Consider the following 268-nt stretch of genomic DNA (forward strand, 5'->3'; position numbering starts at 1 on the left):
TGTCCCGTGACGGGTCTGTTGGAGGCTTTCATTCCACGGAAGGATGAGAGTCATGGGAGCACCGAGGAAGTACCCGGATGAGTTGCGTGAGCGCGCCACCCGGATGGCGGTGGAGGCCCGACGGGACCCAGCGACGAAGGCCGGGGCGCTGGCGCGGATCGGGCAGCAGCTGGGGATCAACCCGGAGACGCTGCGGAACTGGGTCAGACAGGCCGAGGTCGACGAGGGATACCGGCCGGGCACCACCACTGATGACGCCCAGCGGCTG

General features: G+C 67.9%; 1 protein-coding gene. It reads left to right on the top strand.

The features are described 5' to 3' along the window. Window positions 1-52 precede the first annotated feature (52 nt). Window positions 53-268, top strand: a 216-nt coding sequence (locus tag E7Z53_RS19910; RefSeq protein WP_176338708.1) for a transposase, incomplete at its 3' end; no start/stop codon positions are given.

It is taken from the genome of Kocuria salina, from assembly GCF_013368965.1.
Taxonomy (GTDB): Bacteria; Actinomycetota; Actinomycetes; order Actinomycetales; family Micrococcaceae; genus Kocuria; species Kocuria rosea.